Source organism: Rhodococcus huquni (assembly GCF_055231055.1).
This window is the reverse complement of record NZ_JBUYWE010000003.1, coordinates 274,241-293,490: the sequence shown is the minus strand read 5'-3', so window position 1 is coordinate 293,490 and position 19,250 is coordinate 274,241. Positions and strand designations below refer to the sequence as shown.

Genomic DNA, 19,250 nt, shown 5'->3' with positions numbered 1-19,250 from the left:
GTCACTCCACCGCCCCGGCGAGTTCGACCGAATCGTCCGACTGCTCCGTGGTGGCGGGAGCGATTGCGGGTGATGCCACCGAGGGGCCCTGATTGGACAACTGGGCGGCGATCTTGATGCCGACGTCGGACAGACCGAGTCCGCGGCCCATCTCCAGCGCCGAGATATCCATTCCCAGCGTCTTGCCCGCGCGTGCCGCGAACTCGACGGCCATCAGGGAGTCCATACCGAGGTCGGGCATCGGAGTGACGGTATCGACGGAGTCTGCGGGGACTCCCATCACGACGGCGAGTTCCTCGGCGAGGATGTAGGTGACCACCTCGCCGCGCTGATCCTCGGGCAATGCGAGGATCTCGGCCTGCAGAGTCGATGCGCCGGACTCACCCTCGCCTGCGGCGTCCACGTGCTCGGAGAAGCGGGGGTTGCGCGTGCTCGGATGGTTGGTCAGCCTCCACTGTTTCCAATCGATATCCATCAGCGCCGCGTGCGGAATATCCATTGCCAGGCATTCCCGCATGTAGAGGGTTGCAGCGTCCATATCGATCGGCGTGAAGCCCATCAGTGCGAGGAAGCGAACGACTTCTTCTGCGGACTCGGCCATTCCGCCGCCGGCCATCGAGCCCCAACTGATCGTGAGCGAGGGCTTTCCCCGGGACCGTCTGGTGAAGGTGAGCGCATCGAGAACAGAGTTGGCTGCGGAGTAGGCAACCTGGGGGGCGCCACCCGTGAGTGCGCTGACCGAGGAGAAGAGCACGAACATGGACGGTTCGACACCGACTTCTTCCAAGGCACGATCGAGGTTGATCGCGCCTTGGACTTTGGGGGCGAACACATCCTCGAGCGATTCCGCCGTGATCTGATGGATCGGCAGGTTGTTGACGACCCCGGCGGTATGGAAGACACCTCGCAGTGGGTGGGAACCGGCTCGGGCGCGTTCGATGACGTCTCGCACCTGCGTGTAGTCGGAAACATCCACTCGTTCGTCGATCACCTCGACACCAGCAGAAGCGAACTTCTCGACCTGGGCCTTGGCCTGATCGGTGGTGGCGCCGCTGCGTCCGACCAGGACGAGATGCTTCGCGCCTTCGGAAACCAGCCATCGGGCCGTTGCGAGCCCGAACGCGCCGAAGCCGCCGGTGATCAGGTACGAACCCTCGGGCTCGATGGCCACCGTGGGAATCGCCGGGCGTACAGGCGGTTCCGGATCGTCGAGCGCAAGGACCACACGTCCGTTCTGGGATGCCCTGACCACAGCCTCGAACGCCTTGCTCACATCGGCGAGCGAGTACTTCTCGTAGGGCAGACTCGTATAGGTCCCATCTGCTCGCGCAGCGTTGATCTCCTTCATCACAGACCGCACGAGCCGTGGTCGTTTGGCGAGCATCCGGTCGAGGTCCACGGCAAAGTAGGAGAGGTTCCGGTCGAACGGCTTCAGTTCGAGGACTCCACCTCCGTAGATGTCCGCCTTTCCGATCTCGACGATGCGCGCGAACTCCGCTGCCACCCTGAAGTTCTGCTGGAGAATTTCGCCGGGTGCCGAGTTGAGTACGACGTCCACGCCCTCCCCGTTCGTCAAGGCGAGTACCTCGTCGACGAAGTTGAGCGATCGAGAGTTCAGCGCGTGATCTGCCCCGGCCTCGAGCACCTGACGGCGACGCTCTTCGGTACCCGCGGTGGCGATCACTCTCGCCCCGTAACGTTTCGCGACCTGAACGGCGGCAAGTCCCACGCCACCAGCGGCTCCGTGTAGCAGGACCGTCTCGCCCTCTTCGAGCCGAGCCAGGTGTCCGAGTCCGATTTCGGCGGTCATGAACGGCAGCGTCGAACTGCAGTGCTCAGGAACAGCTTCCGGATGCGCGGGCATCGTGGCGCCCTCGTCCGCGTCGATCGTGATGTAGCGCCGGATCATGCCACGTGCGGCGACGGCAACCAGATCGCCGGGAGCGAAGTCGTCGACCCCGGCACCTACCCGAGTCACGCGGCCTGCACCCTCCATACCGGGTGAGGTGTCGAAGTACGTTCCGTCGAGGTCCTTCTCGGTGAGGAGTCCCATGACCTTGAGCGGGTCCTTGTAGTTCAGACCGACAGCCGTCATCGCGATCTCGATCTGGCCGGGTCCCGGCGCGATCCGTGCGGTGCTCCGGAAGCCGAGGTCCGAGATGAGCTTCGACTTCGGGATCTCGAGGGCGAACGACTCTTCGGGATCGGTGACCACGCGAACCTGCTCGCGCTCCGCGAGGTGATCGGTCAGATTGTGCCGCACACGAAGCGCCCAGCGTCCGCCTTGTCTGAGGCAGACCTCGTCCTCGAGATCCTCGGTTCGGCTCCCGTCGCCGAATACTTCTGCAGCGAGTTCGGCGATGGTCGTGTCGGATTCGGTGTCGACGAAGCGCCAGTGCGCCTGCGGTTGCTCGTTGAGGAGTGATCGGCGCGCACCGGTCAAGGCGGACTGTGCGGGTATCGCGCCCTCGAGATCGCTGGGCAGGCAGAATCCGCGCTCCCCGACGATCACAGCGTCGATGGCGGTATCGAGTCCGGTCCTCACCTCGGATTCGTCGTCGCCGTGGAGGACGAGGCTGATGGCCTTCGCCACCCCCACCGTGCCGAGCACGTTCTGTACTCCATCGAAGTCGCGTCCCGGCACGATGACCAGCTTCACGGTGGTGTTCGTGGTTCCCGGGCGGCTGTCGAGAATTGTTGCGAGGTCTTGTGCCAATTCCTGAACGTCAGGGTCAGGGACCTCGATGAGGTGTGAACGTGGATGCGCGTCGGCCAGCTGCCGGGCCCGCGGTGATACCTCCGAACCGAGTGACACCACGACGGCCAGCTCGCCTTCGGCAGGTGCTACCGCCCCGCGATTCTCTCGGAGTTCCCATACGGGCTCGTAGAACACTCGGTCCAGTCGTGAATGGAGCGGTGCCGGCGGCGAGATCGGGCGGAACTCCACACCGGTCATGTCGACGGCGACATTCCCGGAAAAGTCGGTGATCGAGATGTCCGCGACGAAGGGTGCCACGCTGCGCCGACGAACGGTTACGCGCGCTGCGTCCGGTATGGAGCGATGCCTCCTGACCGAGGCAACGCTGGAAGGCACCGTCGCACCGGCATCGCTGGAACCGGTCGCGATGAGTGCAGCCACACACTGAAGAGCAGTGTCCAGGACTGCAGGGTGCGCAATGTGATTGGTGGTGTCGCCAAGCGCCGCATCGATGTCGGCTACTACGAGACCGTCGCCGACCTTGGCTTCCCGAACTCCCTGGAACGCCGGACCGTAGGAGAGACCCGCGGCCGCCAGTCCGGTGTACAGATCAGGGCCGGCGATCGTCACGAAGCCCTCGGTACTCAGGGGCTCGGCAACCACGGGATCGAGAGACCCTTCGCGAAGCCGGCCAGTGGCGTGGACCGTCCAGTTGGTCGAAGTGGCCTGCCTGGACCTGATCCGGAATCGCCGCGTGGATTCCTCGACGGACAGGCGTACGACCGGAACGTCGTGCTCGTCCAGGACGAGTGGCACCACGAACTCGACCGACTCGAGGGAGAGCGTCTCACTTCCGGTGCGAGCCGAAGCGGCGCTGAGCGCTGCGTCGAGGTACGCGGCACCAGGAAGGACGACGCGGCCGTTGACCACGTGGTCGGGAAGCCAGGGGAGTCGTGTGACGGACAGCTGCACTTCCCACTCGTCCGCCGCCGAATCGGTCCGTTCGCCGAGCATCGAGTAGGTACCGGCCACACCCATGCGGTCTCGGGTGACCGTCTCGTCCTCGGTCCACATCCTGGTGCGCTGCCACGGGTACGGGGGGAGGGCGATGTGCGAGACGCGGGTCCCCGGTGTCGTTCCGGGCGCTTGCGACGAATCGAGGGCGCCGTGTACGTACAGGTTGCCGACCGTCTGCAGAATGGACGACCGATCGTCCTCTCCACGCACCAGAGTGCCTATCGACGTGCCGTTCTCACCGGCGCGGACCAGTATCTCGCGGATATTGCCGCCGAGGACCGGGTGCGGGCCGACCTCGAGAAAGACCCGGTGGCCCTCGGTGACCAGTGTGGTGACGGTATCGGCGAAGCGCACCGGCTCTCGAACGTTGTCGCACCAGTACTGCGGACCCCACGAATCGTCGGTGACCTCTTTGCCGGTGACCGTGGAATAGAGGGGCAACGTCGGACTCATGGGCTTCAAGGAAGAAAGAGATTCGTGGATCTCGTCGAGGATCGGATTCATCAGGTGGCTGTGATAGGGCACTTCCACTTTCAATGTGCGCGCGAAAATGTCCGCCTCGGTGAACCGTTCCTGCCAGCGCGCGATCGTCTCGTCGTCGCCGGCGAGAGTAGTCGCGGAAGGACTGTTGACGGCGGCGACGGAAATGGATGCTCCGTCGGGATCGCCGTCGAGCCAGGCGATGGCGTCTTCTGCGGACAAGCCGACGGCGAGCATTCCGCCCGTCCCCGCGGTGGTCGCTTGGAGGCGGGACCGATGAAAGCTCACCAGAAGGGCATCCTGCAACGACAGAGCCCCGGAGATGTAGGCCGCGGTGACCTCGCCGACGCTGTGGCCGAGAACCGTGTGCGGCTTCACGCCGACCTCGGCAAGCTCTGCGACGAGGGCCGCCTGGAGCAGGAAGTTGGCCGGCTGTGCGAATTCTGTGCGGGGGATTCGGGATTCGTCTTCTTCGCGGAGCAGTTCGTCGATGATCGACCAGCCGGAGATCTTCACGAACTCGGCGTCGATCCGGCGCGCCTCGTCTGCGAACACACCGTCCGTGCTCAGGAGCTGCCGACCCATCGCCCACCACTGTGGCCCCATGCCGCTGAACACGAAGACCGGTTGTGTGGACACCTCGTTCAGTGCGCGCGTGGTGGCACTTCCCCCACCCTCGGAGAACTCGGTCAGCTGCGACACGAGATCGTCGGCGTCGGTGAACGGGAACGCGACGCGGGCGGGATGATGGGCGCGCCGCGACCATGCGGCGGTTACGAATGAATCCATGTCGTCGGCGGAGTGAGTCGAGAGCAGTTCCACGGTGCTCGCTGCGAGATCGCGTGCCGCTGCGTCGTTGCGGGCCGACAGCGGAAAGAGTGACATGACGGGCTTCTCCGCCTCGATCACGACAGCCGGCTCCGGTGCCTCGGTCATGACGACGTGGGCATTCGTGCCGCCGTATCCGAATCCGTTCACTGCTACGGCGGCGTGCGCGCTGTGCAGTGCGATCGGTTCCGGTTCGGTAGGTACACGCAGGTTCAGGTCGTCGAACGGAATCTCCGGGTTCAGAGTGTCCAACCAGCCTTGCGGCGCAATGGTGCGGTGATGAAGTGTCAGCGCAGCTTTGATCACGCCGGCCACTCCGGCAGCTGCCTCGGTGTGTCCGATCGACGCCTTGATGGATCCGACGACCAGGGGATCCTGACGGCCGTCGACGGCTCCGTACGCGCCACCGAGTGCAGCAAGTTCGAGCGGGTCACCGATCGAGGTACCGGTGCCGTGTGCCTCCACGTAGGAGATCTCGTGTGGTGCGACACCTGCATCGGCTGCGACACGCTCGGCGAGTCTTTGCTGCGAAACCGGATTCGGAACGGTGATGGCGAGAGTGCGCCCGTCCTGATTCGACCCCGTACCGCGAACGACGGAGTAGATACGGTCTCCGTCCGCGTGCGCCGCGTCGAGGGGCTTCAGCAGAACCATTCCGGCACCCTCGCCGCGCCCGTAGCCGTCGGCGGAGGCGTCGAACGTCTTGCTGCGGCCGTCCGCAGCGAGAAAGCGCCCCTTGCACATGGAGATGAAGGTCTCCGGCTGAATCATAGTGTTGACCCCGCCGACGAGCGCCATCTCGCACTCGCCGCGTTCGATGGCCTGAGTTGCCTCGTGGAATGCGACGAGGGAAGAAGAGCAGGCCGTGTCGATCGTCATGCTCGGACCTTGCAGGTCCAGTGCATACGAGATGCGGTTGGACAGTAGCGTGAAGGACGAACTGGTCGGCGTGTGCATGTTGATCGCCGCTCGGGCTGCGTAGCGCTGGACCGAAGCGTCGTTGGTGAATCCGCCGACATAGACGCCGACGCTGCGTCCCGAGACGCGTGATGCCATTCCGGCGTCGTCGAGGGACTCCCAGGCGACTTCGAGGAGCAAGCGCTGCTGCGGATCCATGATCGATGCTTCGCGCGGTGAGATTCCGAAGAACTCCGGATCGAAGTCCCACAGTGGTTGCGTGAGGAATCCGCCCTTGCGCGTGTACATGCGACCCGGTGCGTCAGGGTCCGGATCGTAGAACTTCTCGAGGCTCCAACGGTCCTCGGGAACCTCGACGATGCCGTCACCCTTGTCCATCAAGAACTTCCAGAAGCTGGCGGGATCGTCGATTCCCCCCGGGAAACGGCATCCGATACCGACAATTGCAACTTCTACCATGCTATTCCCCTCGATACTATTGTCGGGCAACTTGTTTCAGATGTATGTGTGCGAATCAAGAACGGTTCGGCTCGGGCGTGCGCTCCGAGGCGTGGTCGACGGGCTCGGGTTCGGGCCTGCGCCGGGCCAGCCAGGCAGGAGCCCACCAGTTGGCGTCACCCATCAACTTCATGAGCGCGGGTACGAGCGCCATGCGAACGATCGTCGCGTCGATGAGGAGCGCGATGATCATTCCGATACCGACGAAACGCATCATCTCCATATCGGAGATGGTGAACGCGCCGGTGACCACGAGAAGCAGCATTGCGGCCGCGGTGATGATTCGTCCGGTCCGGCCGGCTCCCTCGACGATCGCCTCGTTGTTGGTGGCGCCGCGCTCCTTGGCTTCGAGCATTCGCGACATCAAGAAGATCTCGTAGTCGGTCGACAGCCCGAAGATCAGCGCAAGAATGACGATGACCATGGTCGCCAGCAGTGGCCCGGGGCCGATACCGAACAGATCCGAGCCGTGACCGTGTTGGAACAGCCACGTGAGGATGCCGAAGGTGGCAGCCAAGCTGACGGTCGCCATGAAGACTGCCTTGATGGGCAGCACCACCGATCGAAACGCTGCGAACAGAATCGCGAGGGTGGCGGCAACCATGATCGCGATCATCATCGGGATTGCTGCTGCGATCGAGTCCAGACCGTCGGACGACAGGGCCGTGATGCCACCGAGAAGCAGTGTGGTGCCCGCGGGTGGAGACAACTCACGCAGACCGTCGACCGTTCGATAGGCGGCGGGGGTCCGGTCCGGTGAGTCGAAGATTGCTTTCACGATCGTGAAGTCGGGGGTGTTCCCCGAAACCACGGCGGCCACGACACCGTCGACGCGGTTGGCTGCCTCGGCGACTGCGGCGCCAGCAATGGGCGGCGGCGCTCCGCCGCCGTCACCTCGAACCAGTATGGTCGCGCCGTTGTTGGCCAGCGGAAAATCGTTCTGAGTCTCCTCGACGACGACGCGTGTCGGGTTGTCGGACGGAAGCCCGTCTGCGCTGAGGTCTCCCAGCCGGGTGCCGAGTGCAGGCAGACTCGCGACTGCGAGAGCAGTGAGAATGAGCGCAACCGTGACGGCCGGTCGACCCATCACCCGGCGGGCGACGGAGGTCCACAACGCGAATGACCGTTCTTCGCGGCGGCGAATCTTGTCGGGATGTCGGCTCCACGAGTCGACACGCGGTCCGAGGATTGCAAGCGCTGCGGGAAGAGCGGTCAACGCCAGAGTCGCGGCCACGGCCACGGCCCCGATTCCGCCGTATCCGAAGGAGCGAATGAAAGCCTGCGGAAACACGAGCAACCCGAGGAACCCGCAGACGAGGAGGAGAGCCGAGTATCGGATAGTGCGCCCCGCGGTCGCGACCGTCCGTTCTACTGCGACTCGGGTCGATCTGCCCGCTCGCATTTCCTCTCGGAATCGACTGACGATGAACAGGCTGTAGTCGACTGCCATGCCGAGCCCGACCAGCGTCGCGATGTTCACGGCGAAGGAGCTGACCTCGGTGAAGTACGACAGCACGTGCAGCCAGGCGAGTGCGCCCAATGCGGAGAGCCCACCGATCATCAGCGGCATGGAGGCGGCGACAACACCCCCGAAGAAGACCAGAAGAAGGATCATGAGAATCGGAAAGGACACGGTCTCCGCCAGAACGAGATCCTGCTTCGATTGCTCGTTGTAGGCGCTCTCGATGACGCTGAACCCGCCGTATTCGGTCTCGATCCCGTCGAAGTTCATGATTTCTTGGATCTTCGGGACGAGATGCAGTCGCTCGTTCTCGTTGCCGGTGAGGGCGAAGACAGCGAGCGCGGCGGAGCCGTCGGTGGACCGCAGGGCCGGCTGCGCGAAGGCAGGCGCGTTCCAGTACGTCATGGTCGGTCCGGCGAGCCAACTCGAGTCGACCTGCTCCAACTTCGCCGACACGGTGTCCTCGACTTCGTCGATGGATCGACCGTCGGTGGGGCGGAAGACGATCGTGAGATCGGCGGAGTCACGCCCGACGCTCTCGGCCATCAATCGGTCGACCTCGGCGGACGGACTGCCTGGATCGTTGTATCCCCCCAAGCTGAGCCGATCGAACACGCCGAGGCCGAACAGTCCGCTCACGATCACCGCGATCAAGGTGACGGCAAGCACCGTTCGTCGGCGAGAGACCACGAACGCCCCCCATCGATTCATGTATTCCTCTCTTTTCGGGCACCGAGTGTTTCGAGCACTACGTGCAGGCGATCTCTTTGTCGGGCAATCGAGAACGGACCGTCAACGATGCGACTTCGACGTAGACGGGCTCGTCGTGGTGGGGTCCGACAGGCGGTACGGAGGGTGATGGCGGCCGGTGATTCGGTATCGATTCCAGATGTCCGGTTCCCCGACGGTCGCAGATGCGGAGCCGGTCGGCGTGTGGATCGTGACTGTGGACTTGCTGCGCGCGACGTGCTCGGAGAGACGTGGATTCTCGAGCACCCTTCCGTACCAACGGTATATACCGTCGATCGGTTCGAAGTGACCGTGCAGAACTACCTCGACCTCGAGGGTCAGTGAATCGAGTTCGAGGGTTGCTGCACCGCGATACCCGTCTTCGATGTGAGTGTCGGTGTCGGTGTCGGGCGCAGTGCGGTAAGTGCTCATTCGCCGTTTCCGTGGTTCTTGTTGAATACTGAATGACCTTCGGGAAAGGCACTTTTGAGTGCTCGTGGCGATCGACAAGCTTGTGGCGACGATCACACCCCGGCGACGCTAATGCCCCCGAGCGCCGCTGTCCAGTTTTCGGGTGTTGTGGCCCGATTCGGATGCCGTGTCTTGACAAACGGGTGCGGCGGTTGTCTGCTCTCATGCAGGGTGGGGTTGCCGGAGTGCACGCCCGTGAATGGGATCCGCGCGAATGAAAAGCATTACGTGAGGGGGATTTTCATGCCGGCATTCGACGGCGATGCCACTACCGAAAAGGTGGCAGTTCGGTTGCTCGGGTCGTCCGCGGAGAAGTTCTTCGATCCGGCGGTGGACATGAATTGGGAAGCTCCGTTCGAGGACGGGATGGCATGGCTTCCGGAGCATCGAACGACGTTGTACGGCACTGGATTGTGGGAGAAGTTGAGCGCCGAGCAGCGGATCGAGCTCGGCCGCCAGGAGCTGATCAGCATCCTGAGTTTTGCCATCTACGCCGAGTGTTGGGTCGGAATGTTGCTTCTGCGTGGCGTCACCGAGGGTGGTCTGATCGACAAGCGTTCGCAGTACGCGCTGACGGAGACGGCGGAAGAAGCTCGGCACTCCACGATGTTCGCGCAACTGCTGCTGAAGATGGACGCCCAGCCGTACCGGCAGCCGAAAGCCCTCTTGAACCTGTTTCGATTCATCTCGTTTCTTCCGCTCGGGCCGGGCGCGTACGGCTCGGTCATGGTCGTGGAGGAGGTCCTGGATCGACTCCAGCGCGAGACCGTGAACGATCCGAACGTTCAGCCGCACGTTCGGCAGATGATGCGAATGCACGTCATGGAGGAAGCGCGACACATCGCATTCGCTCGTGACGAAGTGCGTCGTGGCATGGCGGCACGGAGCGGGCTGCGTCGTGCTCCGCATCGCGCGTTCACGGCACTGATTGCGCTCGGGGTGCTGCCGTCCCTGGTGCAGGCAGGCACCTACAGGGCGGTGGGGATTCATCCGTTGCGGGGGTTCGTCGCGGCCAGAAGGAGCCCGACGTACAAGGCGAACCTTCAGTACTTCTGCGAACCCTTGGTGCGGTTCTTTGCCGACAGCGGGTTGTACGAAGGATTCCTCACGAAAAAGCTGTGGCGAGCTACCCGCGGCATTCCGGACGACTTGATCTAGTGGAGGCGAAAATGGAACACGTGCATGCGCTCGACGAACAGGCTCCAGATTTTTTCGGCCGGTTGGTCGAGGCGTGGTTCGCCGAGTGGAACTCGCGTGATCCGCAGCGACTGGTCGGCATGATGGCACCCGATTGTGAGTTCACCGACACGGGTTGGCCCGCCGTCATGCGCGGCCCGGAGCAAGCGAGAGTGTTCTTCGAACATATCTTCACGGCTTTTCCCGATGTCGTGATGGAGCGGGACGGGGGTGTGATGGTGGAACCCGGCAAGCGCAGGGTGTCGTACCGCTGGACGATGACAGCGACGCATACAGGGGTGATCGAGCCGCCGGGCCTCGGGGCCACAGGTAAGTCGATCGAGCTTCCCGGCTGCGACGTGCTCGAGTACGAGGGCGAAAAGGTCACCAAACTGTGGACCTGTTGGGACATGGCGGAGATGCAGCGGCAACTGGGTGTGATGCCTCCGATGCACAGCAAGACCGAGCGCATGATGGCCAAGATGAACCGCAGCAAGAACCTGTTCGGGCTCCTGGGTCGATAGGTCGGCGGTTGTTCGCGGGCGAAACGCCGTGCGGAGATCTTGACGCCGGGCGCGTTTGGGGCCAGTCTGATCCGTGAACTCGCGCGAACCTGCGCGCCGTTGCGCCGGGACAGGCGCCACTCTCGATGCCCGACTCGACATCTCTCGAGTTTGGGTGTACTTTTGGACGTTGCGCTGGCTGCCTCCTGTCCACCCTTCGTTCGCACTGCTGTGAGAGACCTTCTCTTCGGTCTTTGTGGCGAGTTTCGTTCGGGTTGTAACCAGCGAAATTCGAAGCAGATACAGCGGCGGTCGCAATAGCAAGAGCGGCCCGCGTGAGGTGCTGGAAGGACGCATCTTGGCAGTCTCTAGCCAGACCAAGGCAGTTTCCGGAATCCCCGGAGCCCCGAAGAGGGTTTCGTTCGCGAAGATTCGCGAACCCCTCGAAGTTCCCGGGCTTCTTGATCTACAAACCGATTCGTTCGAGTGGTTGGTGGGCGCGCAGAGTTGGCGTGACCGCGCCGAAGCTCGCGGCGACAACGCAGTGTCCGGCGGTCTCGAGGACATTCTCGCGGAGCTTTCTCCGATCGAGGACTTCTCGGGCTCGATGTCTCTGTCCTTCTCGGACCCGCGCTTCGACGAGGTCAAGGCCTCGACCGACGAGTGCAAAGACAAGGACATGACCTACGCGGCGCCGTTGTTCGTCACCGCGGAGTTCATCAACAACAACACCGGCGAGATCAAGAGCCAGACGGTCTTCATGGGTGATTTCCCGATGATGACCGACAAGGGCACCTTCATCATCAACGGCACCGAGCGTGTCGTGGTCTCGCAGCTGGTGCGTTCGCCGGGCGTGTACTTCGACCACTCCGTCGACAAGGGCACCGAGAAGGACCTGCACAGCGTCAAGGTCATCCCGGGCCGCGGTGCTTGGCTCGAGTTCGATGTCGACAAGCGCGACACCGTCGGCGTCCGTATCGACCGCAAGCGTCGTCAGCCCGTCACCGTGCTGTTGAAGGCACTCGGCTGGACCACCGAGCAGATCACCGAGCGCTTCGGCTTCTCGGAGATCCTCATGGCCACGCTGGAGAAGGACAACACTGCCGGTACCGACGAGGCGCTTCTCGACATCTACCGCAAGTTGCGTCCGGGCGAGCCGCCGACCAAGGAGAGCGCGCAGACCCTGCTGGAGAACCTGTTCTTCAAGGACAAGCGCTACGACCTGGCTCGTGTGGGTCGCTACAAGATCAACAAGAAGCTGGGCCTGAACGCCGGGCAGCCGATCGTCGCGTCCACCCTCACCGAGGAAGACATCGTCGCGACCATCGAGTACCTGGTGCGTTTGCATGCCGGCGACACCACGATGACCGCCCCCGAGGGCGTCGAGGTGCCTGTCGAGGTCGACGACATCGACCACTTCGGCAACCGTCGTCTGCGTACCGTCGGCGAGCTCATCCAGAACCAGATTCGTGTCGGTCTTTCCCGCATGGAGCGCGTCGTTCGCGAGCGCATGACCACGCAGGACGTCGAGGCGATCACGCCGCAGACGCTGATCAACATCCGTCCGGTCGTCGCCGCGATCAAGGAGTTCTTCGGAACTTCGCAGCTGTCGCAGTTCATGGACCAGAACAACCCGCTGTCGGGTCTGACGCACAAGCGTCGTCTTTCGGCCCTCGGCCCGGGTGGTCTGTCCCGTGAGCGTGCCGGCCTCGAGGTGCGAGACGTTCACCCGTCTCACTACGGCCGCATGTGCCCGATCGAGACCCCTGAGGGTCCGAACATCGGTCTGATCGGTTCGCTGTCGGTGTACGCACGGGTCAACCCGTTCGGTTTCATCGAGACCCCGTACCGCAAGGTCGAGGGCGGCAAGGTCACCGACCAGGTCGACTACCTCACGGCCGACGAAGAAGATCGTCACGTCGTGGCACAGGCCAACTCGACCATCGACGACGACGGTCGCTTCAGCGACGAGCGCATTCTCGTTCGTCGTAAGGGCGGCGAGGTCGAGTTCGTGTCTTCGGACGACATCGACTACATGGACGTGTCGCCGCGTCAGATGGTGTCCGTCGCAACCGCGATGATTCCGTTCGTCGAGCACGACGATGCCAACCGTGCCCTGATGGGCGCCAACATGCAGCGTCAGGCGGTGCCGCTGGTTCGCAGCGAGGCTCCGCTCGTCGGTACCGGCATGGAGTTGCGTGCCGCTGTCGACGCGGGCGACGTCATCGTCACCGAGAAGAGCGGTGTGGTCGAGGAGATTTCCGCCGACTACGTCACCGTGATGGCGGACGACGGCAGCCGGACCACGTACCGGATGCGCAAGTTCGCACGCTCCAACCAGGGCACCTGCGCCAACCAGCGTCCGATCGTGGACGAGGGTCAGCGGGTCGAGACCGGTCAGGTCCTCGCCGATGGTCCTTGCACCGAGAACGGTGAGATGGCGCTCGGTAAGAACCTGCTCGTCGCGTTCATGCCGTGGGAAGGCCACAACTACGAGGACGCGATCATCCTGTCGCAGCGCCTCGTGGAAGAGGACGTCCTCACCTCGATTCACATCGAGGAGCACGAGATCGATGCTCGCGACACCAAGCTCGGTGCCGAGGAGATCACTCGTGACATCCCGAACGTTTCGGACGAGGTCCTCGCGGACCTCGACGAGCGCGGCATCATCCGTATCGGTGCCGAGGTTCGCGACGGCGACGTCCTGGTCGGAAAGGTCACGCCGAAGGGCGAGACCGAGCTGACCCCGGAAGAGCGTCTGCTCCGCGCAATCTTCGGTGAGAAGGCGCGCGAGGTTCGCGATACGTCGCTCAAGGTTCCGCACGGTGAGACCGGCAAGGTCATCGGCATCCGCGTGTTCTCGCGCGATGACGACGACGATCTGCCTCCCGGTGTCAACGAGCTGGTCCGCGTCTACGTTGCCCAGAAGCGCAAGATCCAGGACGGCGACAAGCTCGCCGGCCGCCACGGCAACAAGGGCGTCATCGGCAAGATCCTCCCGCAGGAGGACATGCCGTTCCTGCCCGACGGCACCCCGATCGACATCATCCTGAACACCCACGGTGTTCCGCGTCGTATGAACATCGGTCAGGTGTTGGAGACACACCTCGGCTGGATCGGTAAGACCGGTTGGAACATCCAGGTCGCCGACGACGGTTCGCGCCCCGATTGGGCCGCGACTCTGCCGGAGGAGATGTTGTCTGCTCCCGCCGACTCGAACATCGCAACGCCGGTGTTCGACGGTGCCAAGGAGGACGAGCTCACGGGTCTGCTGAGTTCGACTCTGCCGAACCGTGACGGCGAGGCAATGGTTCAGCGCGACGGAAAGGCCACGTTGTTCGACGGCCGTTCCGGCGAGCCGTTCCCGTACCCGGTTTCGGTCGGTTACATGTACATCATCAAGCTGCACCACTTGGTCGACGACAAGATCCACGCTCGTTCGACCGGTCCGTACTCGATGATCACCCAGCAGCCGCTCGGCGGTAAGGCCCAGTTCGGTGGCCAGCGCTTCGGTGAGATGGAGTGCTGGGCGATGCAGGCCTACGGCGCGGCTTACACGCTGCAGGAGCTGCTCACCATCAAGTCCGACGACGTGGTGGGTCGCGTGAAGGTGTACGAGGCCATCGTCAAGGGCGAGAACATCCCCGAGCCGGGTATCCCCGAGTCGTTCAAGGTGCTCCTGAAGGAGCTCCAGTCGCTCTGCCTGAACGTGGAGGTGCTGTCTTCGGACGGTGCGGCCATCGCGATGGCGGACGGTGACGACGAGGATCTGGAGCGGGCCGCAGCGAACCTGGGCATCAACCTGTCCAGGAACGAGGCGGCGACGGTCGACGACCTCGCGAACTAGATTTCGGTCCCCGGGCGGCGGGAACGCCGCCCGGGGGCGTAGTTCACATTTGAATTGGCAGACAGGATTCGGCGGTCCCCGCTGATCCGCAATCCCTCTGGGGAAAGGAAGTTACGTGCTCGACGTCAACTTCTTCGATGAACTCCGCATCGGCCTGGCCAGTGCCGAGGACATCCGCAATTGGTCCTACGGCGAGGTCAAGAAGCCGGAGACCATCAACTACCGCACGCTCAAGCCCGAGAAGGACGGCCTCTTCTGCGAGAAGATCTTCGGCCCCACTCGGGACTGGGAGTGCTACTGCGGCAAGTACAAGCGTGTCCGCTTCAAGGGCATCATTTGTGAGCGCTGCGGCGTCGAGGTGACTCGCGCCAAGGTGCGTCGTGAGCGCATGGGCCACATCGAGCTCGCCGCTCCGGTCACCCACATCTGGTACTTCAAGGGCGTGCCCAGCCGTCTCGGCTACCTGCTCGACCTGGCGCCGAAGGATCTCGAGAAGATCATCTACTTCGCTGCCTACGTGATCGTCGGTGTCGACGACGAGCTGCGGCACAACGAGCTGTCCACGCTCGAGGCCGAGATGCAGGTCGAGAAGAAGTCCGTCGCGGATCAGCGTGACGCCGACCTCGAGGCCCGCGCTCAGAAGCTCGAAGCGGACATCGCAGAGCTCGAGGCCGAAGGTGCCAAGTCGGACGTGCGTCGCAAGGTCAAGGACGGCGGCGAGCGCGAGATGCGTCAGCTCCGTGACCGTGCGCAGCGTGAGCTGGATCGTCTCGAGGAGATCTGGACCACCTTCACCAAGCTCAGCGTGAAGCAGCTCATCGTCGACGAGCTTCTGTACCGCGAGCTGGTCGATCGTTACGGCGAGTACTTCACCGGCGCCATGGGTGCCGAGTCGATCCAGAAGCTCATGGAGAACTTCGACATCGCCGCCGAGGCCGACAACCTGCGCGAGACGATCCGCAGCGGCAAGGGGCAGAAGAAGCTCCGTGCGCTCAAGCGTCTCAAGGTTGTCGCCGCTTTCCAGGCGAACGAGCAGTCCTCGCCCATGGGCATGGTTCTCAACGCCGTTCCGGTGATCCCGCCGGAGCTGCGTCCGATGGTTCAGCTCGACGGTGGCCGTTTCGCGACGTCCGACCTCAACGACCTGTACCGCCGCGTGATCAACCGCAACAACCGCCTCAAGCGACTGATCGACCTCGGTGCTCCCGAGATCATCGTCAACAACGAGAAGCGGATGCTGCAGGAGTCCGTGGACGCGCTGTTCGACAACGGCCGTCGTGGACGTCCGGTCACCGGTCCGGGTAACCGCCCGCTGAAGTCCCTGAGCGACCTGCTCAAGGGCAAGCAGGGTCGTTTCCGTCAGAACCTGCTCGGTAAGCGTGTCGACTACTCGGGTCGTTCCGTGATCGTCGTCGGACCGCAGCTCAAGCTGCACCAGTGTGGTCTGCCGAAGCTCATGGCACTCGAGCTGTTCAAGCCGTTCGTGATGAAGCGCCTGGTCGATCTGAACCACGCGCAGAACATCAAGTCGGCCAAGCGCATGGTCGAGCGTCAGCGTCCGCAGGTGTGGGACGTCCTCGAAGAGGTCATCGGCGAGCACCCCGTGCTGCTCAACCGTGCACCCACGCTGCACCGCCTCGGCATCCAGGCATTCGAGCCGCAGCTCGTGGAGGGTAAGGCCATCCAGCTGCACCCGCTCGTGTGTGAAGCGTTCAACGCCGACTTCGACGGTGACCAGATGGCCGTGCACCTTCCGCTGTCCGCGGAGGCGCAGGCCGAGGCTCGCATCCTGATGCTGTCCTCGAACAACATCCTCTCGCCCGCCTCGGGTCGTCCGCTCGCCATGCCGCGTCTGGACATGGTGACGGGTCTGTTCCACTTGACGCGTCTCGACGAGGATGCCGTCGGTCAGCTCGTCCCGGCTTCCAAGGACGAGGCGGAGCAGGGCGTGTACTCGTCCCCGGCCGAGGCTCAGATGGCAGTCGACCGTGGGTCGCTGGCAGTGCAGGCGCAGATCAAGTTGCGCCTCACCACGCAGCGCCCGTCGCGTGAGGTCGAGGCGGAGCTGTTCCCCGATGGCTGGAACTACGGCGACGGCTGGACCGCCGAGACCACTCTCGGTCGCGTGCTCTTCAACGAGCTGCTCCCGGCGGACTACCCGTTCGTCAACGAGCAGATGCCGAAGAAGCGTCAGGCGACGATCATCAACGATCTCGCCGAGCGCTACCCGATGATCGTGGTCGCGCAGACCGTCGACAAGCTGAAGGACGCCGGCTTCTACTGGGCCACGCGTTCGGGTGTCACGGTCTCGATCTCCGACGTCCTCGTGCCGCCGGAGAAGGCTCAGATCATGGAGTCCTACGAGGCGCAGGCAGATCAGATCGAGAAGAAGTACCAGCGCGGTGCTCTCAACAAGACCGAGCGCAACAGTGCTCTCGTCAAGATCTGGTCCGAGGCCACCGACGAGGTCGGTAAGGCCATGGAGGCTCACTTCCCCGACGACAACCCGATCCCGATGATCGTGAAGTCCGGCGCCGCCGGCAACATGACTCAGGTTCGCTCGCTCGCCGGTATGAAGGGCTTGGTGACGAACCCGAAGGGTGAGTTCATCCCGCGTCCGATCAAGTCTTCCTTCAAGGAAGGCCTGACCGTTCTCGAGTACTTCATCAACACGCACGGTGCCCGTAAGGGTCTGGCAGATACCGCGCTCCGCACCGCCGACTCGGGTTACCTGACCCGTCGTCTGGTGGACGTGTCGCAGGACGTCATCGTCCGCGAGACGGATTGTGGAACCGAGCGCGGCATCGTCACCACGATCGCCGAGAAGCAGGCCGATGGCTCGCTGATCCGCGATGCTCACGTGGAGACCAGCACCTACGCCCGCACCTTGGCGTCCGACGCGGTCGACGAGAACGGCAACGTCGTCGTCGAGCGTGGTCACGACCTGGGCGACCCGGCGATCGACGCGCTGCTCGCAGCCGGCATCACCAACGTCAAGGTCCGTTCGGTGCTCACCTGCACCACCGGAACCGGCGTGTGTGCCACCTGCTACGGCCGTTCGATGGCCACCGGCAAGCTGGTCGACATCGGTGAGGCCGTCGGTATCGTCGCCGCACAGTCCATCGGTGAGCCCGGTACCCAGCTGACCATGCGTACCTTCCACCAGGGTGGTGTCGCCGGAGACGACATCACCGGTGGTCTGCCGCGTGTCCAGGAGCTGTTCGAGGCTCGTGTCCCGAAGGGCAAGGCGCCGATTGCGGACGTCAGCGGTCGGGTGCAGCTCGAGGACGGCGATCGTTTCTACAAGATCACCATCGTTCCGGACGACGGCGGCGAAGAGGTTGTCTACGACAAGCTCTCGAAGCGTCAGCGTCTGCGTGTGTTCAAGCACGACGACGGCAGCGAGCGTCTGCTGGCCGACGGTGACCACGTCGAGGTCGGACAGCAGCTCATGGAAGGTGCCGCCGACCCGCACGAGGTGCTGCGTGTCATGGGCCCCCGCCAGGTGCAGATCCACCTCGTCAACGAGGTCCAGGAGGTGTACCGGAGCCAGGGTGTGTCGATCCACGACAAGCACATCGAGACCATCGTGCGTCAGATGCTGCGTCGCGTGACGATCATCGATTCGGGTGCGACCGAGTTCCTGCCCGGTTCGCTCACCGAGCGTGCCGAGTTCGAGGCGGCAAACCGTCGCGTCGTGTCCGAGGGTGGCGAGCCCGCGGCCGGTCGTCCGGTGCTCATGGGTATCACCAAGGCATCGCTGGCAACCGACTCGTGGCTGTCGGCAGCGTCCTTCCAGGAGACCACTCGTGTGCTGACCGATGCGGCGATCAACTGCCGCTCGGACAAGCTGATCGGTCTCAAGGAGAACGTGATCATCGGTAAGCTGATCCCTGCCGGTACCGGTATCAACCGCTACCGCAACATCCAGGTTCAGCCCACCGAAGAGGCACGTGCTGCCGCGTACGCGGTTCCGTCCTACGACGACCAGTACTACAGCCCGGACGGCTTCGGCCAGAACACCGGTGCTGCAGTTCCGCTGGACGACTACGGATTCAGCAACGACTACCGCTAGCCGGTAGCCGAACGAAAGGCCCCGCCCCGATCATTCGGGTGCGGGGCCTTTCGCTATTTGTAGGGCATGTACTGCACTGCCCAGCCGTTGCCGTCCGGGTCACTGAAGTGGACGAAGTGACCCCAGGCCTGGATGTCGACGTCACTGACGTCGACGCCGGCAGCGGCGAGGTGATCGTGCGCCTTCTGGATGTCGTCGACGACCACCTGTAGCCCCTTGATCGATCCGGGCTCGGCGTCGGTGATGCCCTTGCCGATGGCAATCGAGCACGCGGATCCGGGTGGGGTCAGCTGGACGAAACGAATGTCGTCGCTGACGACGTGATCGTGGTCGGCGTTGAAGCCGATCTTGGTGTAGAAGTCCTTGGCCCGGTCGACGTCGCTGACGGGCACGATGACAAGTTCGAGCTTGAAATCCATGAAGTTCCCTTTTCTGCCTTTGAGTGAATCCGGTCGGGTTCAGTCAACAGCAGAGGTAGGACACGTGAATTCCTTTCGCGGACATTCGGGTGGAGACACAAAAGAGCGGCGAAGCGCCGGGGTGGCTTC

Annotated in this window: 8 protein-coding genes; 4 read left to right on the top strand and 4 right to left on the bottom strand. The window is 63.5% G+C overall.

Translation table 11 applies throughout. The features are described from left to right. Position 1: 1 nt before the first annotated feature. The 3 genes from ACZI8R_RS07765 to ACZI8R_RS07755 all read right to left on the bottom strand — a co-directional run bounded on the left by ACZI8R_RS07765 (position 2) and on the right by ACZI8R_RS07755 (position 9,062). On the bottom strand, positions 2–6,400 hold the full coding sequence (locus tag ACZI8R_RS07765) for a type I polyketide synthase (RefSeq protein WP_463379005.1): 6,399 nt from the start codon (positions 6,398–6,400) through the stop codon (positions 2–4). A 55-nt stretch (positions 6,401–6,455) separates the two neighbouring features. After that, on the bottom strand, positions 6,456–8,612 hold the full coding sequence (locus ACZI8R_RS07760) for an MMPL family transporter (RefSeq protein WP_463379004.1): 2,157 nt from the start codon (positions 8,610–8,612) through the stop codon (positions 6,456–6,458). An 81-nt stretch (positions 8,613–8,693) separates the two neighbouring features. After that, positions 8,694–9,062, bottom strand: a complete 369-nt coding sequence (locus ACZI8R_RS07755; protein WP_463379003.1) for a DUF4873 domain-containing protein — start codon at positions 9,060–9,062, stop codon at positions 8,694–8,696. 282 nt (positions 9,063–9,344) lie between these two features. On the opposite strand from ACZI8R_RS07755, the gene ACZI8R_RS07750 reads away from it, so the two are divergent. From ACZI8R_RS07750 to ACZI8R_RS07735, 4 genes are all read left to right on the top strand, one after another. Continuing rightward, positions 9,345–10,259: an AurF N-oxygenase family protein gene (locus ACZI8R_RS07750; protein ID WP_463379002.1), complete on the top strand. Its 915-nt coding sequence runs from the start codon at positions 9,345–9,347 to the stop codon at positions 10,257–10,259. An 11-nt stretch (positions 10,260–10,270) separates the two neighbouring features. Beyond that, a complete protein-coding gene (locus tag ACZI8R_RS07745) occupies positions 10,271–10,801 on the top strand; it encodes an ester cyclase (RefSeq protein WP_463379001.1) in 531 nt (176 codons plus the stop codon). Between the two features lie 319 nt (positions 10,802–11,120). Next, complete coding sequence (gene rpoB / locus ACZI8R_RS07740) at positions 11,121–14,627, top strand: DNA-directed RNA polymerase subunit beta (protein WP_463379000.1); 3,507 nt, start codon at positions 11,121–11,123, stop codon at positions 14,625–14,627. A gap of 115 nt (positions 14,628–14,742) precedes the next feature. Next, positions 14,743–18,702 (top strand): DNA-directed RNA polymerase subunit beta', encoded by a 3,960-nt coding sequence (locus ACZI8R_RS07735; protein WP_463378999.1) that lies wholly within the window; start codon positions 14,743–14,745, stop codon positions 18,700–18,702. 53 nt (positions 18,703–18,755) lie between these two features. Here the strand turns inward: ACZI8R_RS07735 and ACZI8R_RS07730 are convergent, their stop codons facing one another. Beyond that, positions 18,756–19,121 (bottom strand): VOC family protein, encoded by a 366-nt coding sequence (locus ACZI8R_RS07730; protein ID WP_463378998.1) that lies wholly within the window; start codon positions 19,119–19,121, stop codon positions 18,756–18,758. Positions 19,122–19,250 lie beyond the last annotated feature (129 nt).

Excerpts from the sequence above, each read along its gene's own strand:
- ACZI8R_RS07730 (WP_463378998.1), bottom strand. The coding sequence starts at position 19,121 with ATGGATTTCAAGCTCGAACTTGTCATCGTGCCCGTCAGCGACGTCGAC.
- ACZI8R_RS07750 (WP_463379002.1), top strand. The coding sequence starts at position 9,345 with ATGCCGGCATTCGACGGCGATGCCACTACCGAAAAGGTGGCAGTTCGG.
- ACZI8R_RS07755 (WP_463379003.1), bottom strand. The coding sequence starts at position 9,062 with ATGAGCACTTACCGCACTGCGCCCGACACCGACACCGACACTCACATC.
- ACZI8R_RS07760 (WP_463379004.1), bottom strand. The coding sequence starts at position 8,612 with ATGAATCGATGGGGGGCGTTCGTGGTCTCTCGCCGACGAACGGTGCTT.
- ACZI8R_RS07745 (WP_463379001.1), top strand. The coding sequence starts at position 10,271 with ATGGAACACGTGCATGCGCTCGACGAACAGGCTCCAGATTTTTTCGGC.
- ACZI8R_RS07765 (WP_463379005.1), bottom strand. The coding sequence starts at position 6,400 with ATGGTAGAAGTTGCAATTGTCGGTATCGGATGCCGTTTCCCGGGGGGA.